Here is a 10,268-nt window from a genome sequence, read left to right on the forward strand (position 1 = left end):
CCCGCCGGCCTGCGGGACGCGCTCACGGCGCCGCGTCCCCGCGGCTCGTTCATCGCATGCCTCCTCAGCGGGGGGCCGGGACGTGGGCGAGGATGCCGTCCAGCACGCCGTCGGCGGTGGCGCCCTCAAGCTCGGCCTCGGGACGGAGCTGGACGCGGTGGCGCAGCGTGGGACGGGCCAGCGCCTTCACGTCGTCGGGCGTGACGTAGTCGCGGCCCGACAGCCACGCCCAGGCGCGCGAGGTGGCCAGCAGCGCGGTCGCGCCCCGGGGGGACACGCCCAGCTGCAGGGACGGCGACTGGCGGGTGGCGCGGCACAGGTCGACGACGTACGCGGCGACCTTCGGGTCCAGGCGCACCGCGCCCACGGCGGCGCGTCCCGCGGCCAGGTCGGACGCCCCGGCGACGGCCCGCACGCGCGACAGGTCGCGGGGGTCGAAGCCGGACGCGTGCCGCTCCAGCATCGCGATCTCCTCGTCGCGGGACGGCACCGGCACGGTCAGCTTCAACAGGAACCGGTCGAGCTGGGCCTCCGGCAGCGGGTAGGTGCCCTCGTACTCGATCGGGTTCTGGGTGGCGCACACCACGAACGGGTCGGGCAGCGCGCGCGCCGCGCCCTCCACCGACACCTGCCGCTCCTCCATCGCCTCCAGCAGCGACGCCTGCGTCTTGGGCGGCGTGCGGTTGATCTCGTCGGCGAGCAGCAGGTTGGTGAACACCGGGCCCTCGCGGAACTCGAACTCCGCGGTCCGGTTGTCGTAGATCAGCGAGCCGGTCACGTCGCCGGGCATCAGGTCCGGGGTGAACTGGACGCGCTTGAAGTCCAGGTCCAGGGCGTGCGAGAGGGTCTTGACCAGCAGCGTCTTGGCGGTGCCGGGCACGCCCTCCAGCAGCACGTGGCCCCGGCACAGCAGCGCGATGACCAGGCCGGTGACCACCGAGTCCTGGCCGACGACCGTCTTGGCCACCTCGCCGCGCAGCGCGGTCAGAGCCTGCCGGACCTGCTGGGCCTGCTCGGTGTCGACGCCTGGGGCGCCGTCCTTGGCGAGCGGGACGGGGTGGTTCACGATTGCCGTACCTGCCTTTCCAGGTCGTCGAGAACGTCGGACAGCCACACGAGTCCGGCGTCGTCCGCAGGTTCAGGACCGTACAGGGCCGCGCCGATCGTCGCCTCGTCGTAGAGCAGGCGGCCGTCCGGGCCGGTGCTGAACGTTCCGGTCTGGGCGGCGCCGGGGGGTGCTCCCGCCCCGGCCGCGCGCACCCTCTGGGCGACCGCGGTGACGATCTCCTGGGCGGCGTTCGGGTCCTGCGCGGCACTGCGCGGCAGGCCCAGCAGGGGGACGAGGCGGTCGCGCGCCCCCGCGCGCAGGGCGTCGGCGGCCCGGTCACGGGCGTGGTGCGCGCGGTAGAGGCGGGCGCGGCCCTCGACGGTCTCGGCCGAACGCACCACCACCGGCAGCGCTTCGGCCACGACCGGCCCCAGCCTGCGTGCCCGCCACATGGCGACGACCGCCACGGCGAGCACCAGTTGCAGGAAGAACAGCTTCACCCCGAACGGCACCAGGTCGCCCAGTGTCTGGTCGCCGCTGGCGCTGCCCGGATCCGGAAGGTCCGGGATGAGCCACACGACCGAGGAACGCGCCCCGGCCAGGTTCATCGCCAGCGCCGCGTTGCCCTCGTCGTCCAGGTACTCGTTGGTGAGCGGACGGGGCGACCCCAGCACCGTCACCGTACGGGCGCCGTCGAGCCTCAGCCGCACGAGCCGGGGGAACGCCTCGGCGTGGTAGCACGCCGTGGTGCCGGGCGGCACCTCGTAGGTGTCGGACTGCCCGAAGGTGACGCTCCCCGCCAGCGTGGCCGCCTGGAGCGTGCAGCCGGGGACGTCGGTGTCCTCGAAACTGCTGCTGGCGACCTGCACCCCGGGGGCCAGCCCGGTGAGGACCCTCCGGGACGGCGCCACGAGCAGCAGGTCGCCGGGGGCGCGCCGCAGCCGGTCGATGTCGGACTGCGTGAGCCGTTCCGAACGGGTGATGACGGTGACAGAGGTGGAGGTGGCCCGTTCGGCGGCGTCGCCGGCGCTGCGCGAGACCGCCACGGGCGTGCCCCGCTGCCGCAGGATCTCGGCGAGCGCGCGTGTGCCGCCCGGGCTCGCCGACTGCGGGTCGAGGTTCTGCCGCGAGGTCTCGGGACGCAGCGCCGCCAGGATCACCGCGATCACGACGAGGCCCAGCACGGCCGCGAGCACGCCGCGCGAGGCCCGCCACCGCCGCCTGGCGACCTGCCCGGCGGTCGGCTCGGCGCCTTCCGCAGCGGACGGCGCGGGCGGCGCGCTGCTGGTGTCCGGGGTGCCGGGGGTGAGCGTCGACGTCACCGGCCATCACCACCGTGGGACGCGCCGCTCCCGCCGCCTTGGGCGCCTTGGCCGCCTTCGCCGCCGGGACTCGGGGCGACTCCGGCCAGGTCCGGAATTCCGGACTCATTGGGCCGCTCGGCGGCCGCGCCGTCGTCGTCCATCGGGCGCGGCCTGGTGGCCTGCACCCGTTCGTCCAGGTCGCGCAGTCGCGCGTAGCCCTCGGGGGTGCCGGGACGTCCGCCGTACCAGACGTCGTCGAAGATCCGCACGCCCGCCCGCAGGTCCGCCGCCACGTCCGGCAGCGCCCGGCCCGCCTCGGCCGCCAGCTCGTCGGCGGTGCGGCCCGGCCGGGGCCCGAGCACCGCCCGTTCCTCCAGGTCGCGGGCGATGGCCCGCAGCCGCTCGCGGATCGCCTCGGCCCAGCGTCCGGCCGCGGCGTGCTCCTCGGCGTTCTGGCGGTGGCTCCGCGGCGTGGACGGCGCGTCGTCCAGCAGGGCGCGGCGCGTGCCCCGGGTGTTGCGGCGGCCCCACATCAGCCACGCGACCAGGCCGATCACCACCGCCACGATGATCGCGATCACGATCCAGGAGATCCAGCCGCCGCTGCCGGGCGCGTTCGGCTGCGCCGACCGGTCGGTCAGCTCGCGCAGCCAGTCGCCGATCCGGTCCAGCAGCCGCTCCAGCCAGGACGGCTGGTCGCGGTGGTAGATCGGTTTGTCCAGTTCGCGGCGGGCCAGGTCGCGGGCCTCGTCCCGGCCGATCGGATCGGCGATCAGGGCGGTGAGCACGGCAGTGATCATGTCGATGTCCAGGTCTGCGGCGACTGCGGCACGGGCGGCTGCTGCGGTACTGGCTGCTGCGGCACGGGCGGCTGGTGCGGTACCGGCGGCTGGTGCGGCGGCTGCGGCGGCTGCGGTCGGACGGCGAGCGGGTCGGGCCGCCACAGCTCGAAGAAGCCGTCGTCCGTCCTCCCTCGGCCGTCGGGCGCGTCCGCCGTCCCGTTCGCCGCCGGCGCGCCGCCGTTTGTGGTGGCCGCGGGGCGCGTGCGGGTCCGCAGGTCCAGGTCGAAACCCTCCCGGCGCATCCGCCGGTCAACGTACAGCAAGGCGATGACACCGGCGTCGAACGGCAGCACCACCGACCAGCTCACGATGCGTCCCAGCGTGTCGACGGCCAGCGCGCCGACCGACGCCCCGGTGCCCTCGGCGTCGCCGAAGACCGCCAGCTGCACGAGCAGGAACGGCGCGCGCAGCGCGAACAGCCCCATGAACACAGTGATCAGCAGGGCGAGCAGCAGCGTGCCGCAGGTGCGCCACCAGCGGCCGCGCGACAGCGTGCGGGCCCGGCGCAGCGCGCCGGCGACGCTCTCGCGCTCCATCACGACCGCGGGCACGGCCGGCACGAGCAGCACGTACACCCAGACCATCGCCGCCAGCCCGAGGGGGACGCCGAACACGCCGGCGATGATGATCGCCTCGACGGGCCCCTCGGCGGCGATCAGCATGAGCAGCGGCGCGTTCGGCAGCACCAGCGCGGTCAGCGAACCCGTCATGATCAGCGCGGAGACGGCCGCGAGCCGCCCCATCCGGGGCCGCGCGTCCCGCCACGCCTGGCGCGGCGAGGTCGGCAGCCCCAGCAGCCCGCGTCCGATCAGCGGCGCGAGCAGCCCGGCCACCAGCAGGATCCCGTACGCCGACAGCACCAGCCCGATCGCTCCCAGGATGAACTGGGTGCCGATCGAGCGGACCAGGAGACCCGGCGTGAATTCCTCACGGGCTTCAGGGCCGATGAAGTAGTACGCCAGAAGCGACCCCAGCACCTGGATGACGGTTGAGACGGCTATGGACAGGCCCAAAGTCGCCCTTGGGTGACGCCGAATGCTGGCGATGGCCGCGTCCAGCATCTCCGAAATCGACAGCGGCCGGAACGGAATGTCGCCCCCGAGCAGGTCCGCGTCCGCCAAGGAAACCCGCGCAGAGGCGGGCTCGGACATAGGCGCCCCTGGCGGCGCGGCGTCCGGCGCAGGCGCGGACGGGGCCTCAGGCGGGAACGCGGAATCGGCCGGGGGCGGGAAGGCGGCGTCAGACGTGGGCGCGGACGCGGGGGCGGCCGGGGGCGGAAACGCGGCGTCAGACGAGGGTGGGGACATGGGGTCAGACGAGGGCGGCGACGTGGGTTCAGGCGCGAACGCGGCGTTGGGCGGGGGTGTGGGGGCAGCGGGGGACACGGGCGCGCCGTCTCGGTCGCCCGAAGCGTCCCAGCCGTTCGGTCCCGGCATCTCCAGCTCCCCGTGCCCCGTGTCCTGTGCCCGTTTCGTGAGGCCTGCCCCCATGACGGCCCGTCCGGCCATCCTGTCACGGCCGAGGTCCCGCGATTGCCTCCTCTTGACGGTCCGCCCACGATGGATTCGATCGGCCGGTTTAGGCCGGGCCACGGGTTGGTCGGCGAAGCGGTGTCTAGAATCCGTTCCTTTGGACGCGGCCAGGCGCACGCCACCTCATCGCCGGTTGGGAGGAGTCATGGCGGAGGCAAACGCAGGTAACCTTGCCTGCCAAGGCATTTCTCTCCCTGGCGAGGTGGGGCCGGGCCATCGTCCGGGGCACGACGGGGGCGTCGATGACGTGCGCGACGCGCTTGCCGTATCCCACCAAACCCCGACTTTGTAGCGATGAGGGCCATGAGAGGACGTGTACTGGTCGTCGACGACGACCTCGCTCTCGCCGAGATGCTCGGCATCGTGCTGAGGGGCGAGGGGTTCGAGCCATCCTTCGTCCACGACGGCGACAAGGCGCTTGAGGCGTTCCGGGAGACCCGGCCCGACCTCGTGCTGCTCGACCTGATGCTGCCCGGCGCCGACGGCATCGACGTGTGCCGTCAGATCCGCGCCGAGTCCGGCGTCCCGATCGTCATGCTGACGGCCAAGAGCGACACCGTCGACGTGGTGCTCGGCCTGGAGTCCGGCGCCGACGACTACATCGTCAAGCCGTTCAAGCCCAAGGAGCTGGTCGCGCGGGTGCGCGCCCGGCTGCGCCGCACCGACGAGCCCGCCCCCGAGACGCTGCAGATCGGCGACATCACCATCGACGTGGCGGGGCACTCGGTCAAACGCGGCGACCGCGCCATCCCGCTCACCCCCCTGGAGTTCGACCTGCTGGTCGCGCTGGCCCGCAAGCCGCGCCAGGTCTTCACCCGCGAGGTGCTGCTGGAACAGGTGTGGGGCTACCGGCACGCGGCCGACACCCGCCTGGTCAACGTGCACGTCCAGCGGCTGCGCGCCAAGATCGAGAAGGACCCGGAGCGGCCGGAGATCGTCGTCACGGTGCGCGGCGTCGGCTACAAGGCCGGTCCCGCCTGAACCGCCCCGCGTGACGGCGAGAACGGCGGCCCCATGAACGCTCCCCCCGCGACGCCCGAGGCCCCGGTGACCCCCCGGGCCCGCGACCGTCACCGCGCCGCGATGACGCACGCCCCGGGGGCGACGCGGCGTCCCGCCGGGGGAGTGGTGCGGTGATGAACGCGGCCAAGCGTGTCGCGCGGCGCGGGCTGCGGGCGTCCCGGCGGGTCCTGCGCCGTGCGGTCGGACGGGCCTACACCCGCTGGCGCCGTTCCATCCAGATCCGGGTGGTCACGTCCACGCTGCTGATCTCGGCGGTCGTGGTGGCGATCCTGGGCGCGTTCCTGCAGCAGCAGATCTCCGCCGCCCTGATGGAGGGCAAGATCAAGGCGGCGATGCTCCAGCTCGACGAGGGCCTCGGGATGGTGCAGCGCGACCTGGGCGGGCCCGCCACCGACGACGGCGGCCGGCTGGAGAGCGTCGTCAACGCCCTCAAGGCCCGCAGCGGGCCGTCCGGGCTGTACGAGATCTACATCCGCGACGCCAAGAATCCCTACTACGACGGTTACGCCACCAACGAGCTGCGCCAGGAGAGCGTCCCTCCGCGGCTGCGCGAGGAGCTGCGCCGCGGGCCGACCGGGGCGCGCGACTACACCTTCGGCAGGCTGTCCTATATCGGCCGCGACCGCGAGCCCGGTCTCATCGTCGGTGGCAAGACCGGCCAGTTCGAGCTGTACTACCTGTTCCCGCTCACCCAGGAGGAGCGCACCCTCACCCGGGTGGCCTGGTCGCTGCTGGCCGTGGGCGCGGTGCTGGTGCTGCTGCTGGCCGCCATCGCCTCGCTGGTCACGCGGCAGGTCGTCATCCCGGTGCGGCTCGCGGCCCAGGGCGCGCAACGGCTGGCCGCCGGACGGCTCGAAGAACGCATGCGGGTGCGCGGCGAGGACGACCTGGCGCGCCTGGCCACCTCGTTCAACGAGATGGCCGCCAACCTCCAGGAGAAGATCGGCGAGCTGGAGGACCTGTCGCAGGTGCAGCGGCAGTTCGTGTCGGACGTCTCGCACGAGCTGCGCACCCCGCTGACCACCATCCGCATCGCCGCCGACATGCTGTACGAGTACCGCGACACCTTCGCCGACCCGGCCGTCGGACGCTCCGCCGAGCTGCTGCAGAGCCAGCTGGAGCGGTTCGAGGCGCTGCTGGCCGACCTGCTGGAGATCAGCCGCCACGACGCGGGCGCCGCCACCCTGGACGCCGAGTCGCTCGACATGCGCGACCTGGTGCTGCGCGCCGTCGGCGACATCCAGGGCCTGGCCGAACGCAAGGGCAGCAAGGTCGTCCTGCAACTGCCCGGCGAGCCGTGCATGGCCGAGGTGGACCGCCGCCGCGTCGAGCGCATCCTGCGCAACCTGCTCGTCAACGCCGTCGAGCACGGCGAGGGCGAGGACATCATCGTGTCCGTCGCCGCCGACCGCGACGCGGTCGCCGTGGCGGTGCGCGACCACGGCGTGGGCCTCAAACCCGGCGAGAGCCAGATGGTGTTCGACCGGTTCTGGCGGGCCGACCCCGCCCGGGCCCGCACCACCGGCGGCACCGGGCTCGGCCTGTCGATCTCGCGGGAGGACGCCCAGCTGCACGGCGGCTGGCTGCAGGCGTGGGGCGAACCCGGCAAGGGCTCGCAGTTCCGGCTGTCGCTGCCGCGCGTGGCGGGCGCCGAGCTGCGCGGCTCCCCGCTGCCCCTCGTCCCGCCGGGAGCCCGCGACGCCCGCGCCGTCTTCGCCGAACTGGAGGCGGGGGATTGATCGCGCGGCTCGGCCGGGAGGGCCGCAGAGACCGGGGAGGCCGGGGATTGATCCGGGTGAGGCCGCCGCGGGGCGCGCTGGCCGCCGCGCTGTCGCTGCTGATGGTCACCGGCTGCGCCACCGTGCCCACCGGGGGACGCGTCGTGTCCGGGCGTCCGGTCGACCGGTCCGAGCAGGTCGACGACCCGTACGTGCGGCTCGTCCCGGTACGGCCCCGCGCCGAATGGGGCCCGGCCGAGATCGTCTCGGGGTTCCTGGCCGCCTCGGCGAGCTTCGACGACGACCAGAAGGTGGCGCGCGAGTACGTCTCCCCGGCCACCGGCTGGCGGCCCGGCCTGCGCCCCGCCGTCACCGTCTTCCAGAACCGCGACCAGCCCATCGTCGTCAAGGAGAGCGGCGCGCAGGCCACCGTCCGGCTGGAGGGCGACCAGCTCGGCACCATCGGGCCGGACGGCCAGTACACCGCCGACCCCAAGCACGTCGAGGTCACCTTCCAGCTGGGCAAGTCCCAGCAGGGGCTGTGGCGCATCACCGAGCTGCCCACCGAGGTACGCGGCGGGCTGCTGCTCACCAAGGCCGACGTGGACCGCGCCTTCCGCACCGTCAACCTGTACTTCTTCGGGCCGGACGGGCGCACCCTCGTCCCCAACGCCATCTTCCTGCCGCTGGCCAACCGGCAGGATCTGCCCAACCGGCTCGTCCAGGCCCTGCTCGTCGGCCCCACCTCGTGGCTGGCGCCGGCCGTCCGCAGCGCCTTCCCGCCCGGCACGCGGCTGCGCGGCGGCATCACGATCAGCAAGGACGTGGCGACCGTCGACCTGACCCGGCAGGCCCGCTCCGGCAGCCCCGAACGCATGTCCGCCCAGCTCGGCTGGACGCTGCGGCAGCTGTCGGAGGTCAAGCAGTTCAAGCTGCAGATCGAGGGCGAGACCGTCACGCCCGAGGGCGTCAGCGCCGCCCAGCCCGTCCGCGCGTGGGCGGCCAACGCACCCGACGGCGAGTCGTCCGAGGAACGCTCCGACCCCCAGAGCGCCTATCTCATCGGCGCCGCGGGCCACCTGAGCCAGCTCGCCGGGGACCTGCCGCAGCCCATCGTCACCGGAGCGGCCGGGCGCCTGGTCCGTCCCGCCGTCACCCCCGACTACCAGGAGGTCGCCGGGCTCAGCCCCGACTCCGGCCAGGTGCTGGCCGGAACCCTGGTCGCCGGATCCACCGACATCCAGCCCCTGCTGACCCGCAGCGACCCGGACGCCCGCTTCACCGCCCCGTCCTTCGACCGCAACGGCGTGCTCTGGACGGTCGAGACCACCAAGGACCGCTCCACGCTCTGGCTACGGCAACGCGGCCGCGCCCCCGTGCGCGCCGCCCACTGGGGCCTGGGCGGACGCCAGGTCCTGGCCCTGCGCGTGGCCCGCGACGGGGTCCGTGTGGCCGCCATCGTGAAAATGGACCGTCGCGCCCAGGTCCACATAGGCCGCATCGTCCGCCGCCCAGACGGCGGCGTCGAGGTCGGCTCCTTCCTCCCGGTCAGCTCCGAACTCCAGGACGCCATCGACCTGTCCTGGCGCGACTACGGCACCCTGGCCGTCCTCGGACGCGCCAAGTCCGACTCCCAACCGCTGCCCTACCTCGTCCCGGTGAGCGGCGGCGCCATCAGCTCCCTCGGCGTCGGCGCCCTGGGCATGCCCCGGACGATCGCCGCCGCCCCCAAGTCGCCGGTCCTCGTCGGCACCCGCTCGTCCCACGAGACCCGCGTCTGCCGCCAGCGCTCCCACCGCGACCAGTTCAGCGAATGGGTCTGCGCCATCCCCGGCAGCGACCCCACCTACGCCCAGTGACCCGCACTCGAGATCACTCTCGCCGAGAAGTTATCCACAATCTCGACGCCCCCTGTTGAGGGCGACGGCTCGCCCGGCATCGTCGAGCCATGCGATTCCTCAACGACCTGCTCGACCTCGTCCTGACGGAACTGTGCGCCGGTTGCGGCGTCGCCACCGGCCTGCTGTGCCGGCGCTGCGCGGCCTGGCTGGAAACCCCCGCCCGCCGCGTGACGTGGCCGACGTCCCTTCCCCCCGGCCTGCCGTGTCCGTGGACGGTGGCGGCCTACGAGGGCCCCGTCCGCTCGATGCTGGTCGCCCACAAGGAGCGCGGCAGGACGGCGCTCGCCCGCCCCCTGGGCGCCGCACTGGCCCGCGCCGTCCAGGCCGCCCTGTCCGAGCCGGGCAGCCCGCGAGATCCCCCTACGGCCCTCGTCCCGGTGCCCTCGGCACGATCAGCCGTCCGGCAGCGAGGCCACGACCCCACCCGCCGCATGACCGACGCGGCCCTCCGCGAACTGCGCACCACAGGACTCGTCCGCCTGGACGCCCTGCGCCACCGCCGCCGAGTGGCCGACCAGGCCGGACTGACCGCCGCCGAACGCGCCACCAACCTCAAGGACGCCCTCGAACCCAAACGCCCGCTCCCCGGCCACCGCGTCGTCCTCGTGGACGACGTCATCACCACCGGCGCCACCCTGACCGAAGCCGCCCGCGCCCTCACCGAAGCAGGCGCCACCGTAATAGCCACCGCCACCCTAGCCACCACCCCCCGCCGAACCCACCCTCCCCCCACCCCCTAACAACCACCCCCCACCCAGCAAGCACACCCCAACCAACCCCCGCAAGGCCAACGTCCCCACCCGAGGGGTCTGTCCAGTTAACGGTGTAACTGGATCTTGTTCGGGTTAGTTTCGGGCTGCGGCCAAGCGGCCTTCGAAGGCGATGTCGAAGGCGTTCAGG

8 protein-coding genes are annotated in these 10,268 nt (G+C 73.7%); 4 read left to right on the forward strand and 4 right to left on the reverse strand.

All coding sequences use genetic code 11. The features are described from left to right. Positions 1-64: 64 nt before the first annotated feature. The 4 genes from ABZ801_RS13525 to ABZ801_RS13540 are packed head-to-tail and all read right to left on the reverse strand — an operon-like array spanning position 65 to position 4,171. Positions 65-1,066 (reverse strand): MoxR family ATPase, encoded by a 1,002-nt coding sequence (locus tag ABZ801_RS13525; RefSeq protein WP_360697067.1) that lies wholly within the window; start codon positions 1,064-1,066, stop codon positions 65-67. Further along, a complete protein-coding gene (locus tag ABZ801_RS13530) occupies positions 1,063-2,370 on the reverse strand; it encodes a DUF4350 domain-containing protein (RefSeq protein WP_360697070.1) in 1,308 nt (435 codons plus the stop codon). The genes ABZ801_RS13525 and ABZ801_RS13530 overlap by 4 nt, the downstream gene beginning before the upstream one ends. Next, on the reverse strand, positions 2,367-3,152 hold the full coding sequence (locus tag ABZ801_RS13535) for a DUF4129 domain-containing protein (RefSeq protein ID WP_360697073.1): 786 nt from the start codon (positions 3,150-3,152) through the stop codon (positions 2,367-2,369). The genes ABZ801_RS13530 and ABZ801_RS13535 overlap by 4 nt, the downstream gene beginning before the upstream one ends. Then, positions 3,149-4,171 carry a hypothetical protein gene (locus ABZ801_RS13540; protein WP_360697076.1) on the reverse strand — a complete coding sequence of 341 codons (1,023 nt, stop codon included), beginning with the start codon at positions 4,169-4,171 and terminating at the stop codon, positions 3,149-3,151. Before ABZ801_RS13540 ends, ABZ801_RS13535 begins: the two co-directional genes overlap by 4 nt. Positions 4,172-5,029: 858 nt before the next feature. On the opposite strand from ABZ801_RS13540, the gene mtrA reads away from it, so the two are divergent. The 4 genes from mtrA (at position 5,030) to ABZ801_RS13560 (ending at position 10,108) form a co-directional block, all read left to right on the forward strand. After that, positions 5,030-5,707 carry an MtrAB system response regulator MtrA gene (mtrA, locus tag ABZ801_RS13545; RefSeq protein ID WP_344954396.1) on the forward strand — a complete coding sequence of 226 codons (678 nt, stop codon included), beginning with the start codon at positions 5,030-5,032 and terminating at the stop codon, positions 5,705-5,707. Between the two features lie 155 nt (positions 5,708-5,862). After that, positions 5,863-7,488 carry an MtrAB system histidine kinase MtrB gene (gene mtrB / locus ABZ801_RS13550; protein ID WP_360697081.1) on the forward strand — a complete coding sequence of 542 codons (1,626 nt, stop codon included), beginning with the start codon at positions 5,863-5,865 and terminating at the stop codon, positions 7,486-7,488. Between the two features lie 56 nt (positions 7,489-7,544). Continuing rightward, a complete protein-coding gene (locus ABZ801_RS13555) occupies positions 7,545-9,326 on the forward strand; it encodes an LpqB family beta-propeller domain-containing protein (RefSeq protein WP_360697084.1) in 1,782 nt (593 codons plus the stop codon). An 89-nt stretch (positions 9,327-9,415) separates the two neighbouring features. After that, complete coding sequence (locus ABZ801_RS13560; RefSeq protein WP_360697087.1) at positions 9,416-10,108, forward strand: phosphoribosyltransferase family protein; 693 nt, start codon at positions 9,416-9,418, stop codon at positions 10,106-10,108. Positions 10,109-10,268 lie beyond the last annotated feature (160 nt).

This window comes from Actinomadura sp. NPDC047616, from assembly GCF_040642915.1.
GTDB lineage: Bacteria > Actinomycetota > Actinomycetes > Streptosporangiales > Streptosporangiaceae > Spirillospora > Spirillospora miaoliensis.

Excerpts from the sequence above, each read along its gene's own strand:
- mtrA (WP_344954396.1), top strand. The coding sequence starts at position 5,030 with ATGAGAGGACGTGTACTGGTCGTCGACGACGACCTCGCTCTCGCCGAG.
- mtrB (WP_360697081.1), top strand. The coding sequence starts at position 5,863 with ATGAACGCGGCCAAGCGTGTCGCGCGGCGCGGGCTGCGGGCGTCCCGG.
- ABZ801_RS13535 (WP_360697073.1), bottom strand. The coding sequence starts at position 3,152 with ATGATCACTGCCGTGCTCACCGCCCTGATCGCCGATCCGATCGGCCGG.
- ABZ801_RS13560 (WP_360697087.1), top strand. The coding sequence starts at position 9,416 with ATGCGATTCCTCAACGACCTGCTCGACCTCGTCCTGACGGAACTGTGC.